Annotated in this window: 1 protein-coding gene; it reads left to right on the top strand. The window is 58.8% G+C overall.

The annotated features are described in order from the left end of the window. Positions 1 to 274: hypothetical protein (locus ACTHUF_RS11465; protein WP_440407786.1), on the top strand; the 274-nt coding region annotated here is incomplete at both ends.

The raw sequence follows: 274 nt of genomic DNA, 5'->3' as shown, positions 1-274 counted from the left end.
GCAGTGACGACAACGTCCAACTGGGCGAAACCGTTGCCTACCGCAGCAGCGACCGCAACATCGTTACCACCGTGTCCGACAACCAGATTGACTTCAAACTGGCCAAAGACATCACCGTCGACAGCGTTACCGCAGGCGACAGCAAACTGAATTCAGACGGCCTCACCATCACAGGCGGCCCGAGTGTGACCAAGTCCGGCATCAATGCCGCCGGCAACAAGATCACCAACGTAGCCGCCGGTACCGATGACACCGACGCCGTCAACTACAGCCA

Origin of the sequence: Neisseria sp. P0024.S006 (assembly GCF_051956595.1) — a bacterium.
GTDB lineage: Bacteria > Pseudomonadota > Gammaproteobacteria > Burkholderiales > Neisseriaceae > Neisseria.
This window is presented reverse-complemented; position numbering and strand designations above follow the sequence as displayed.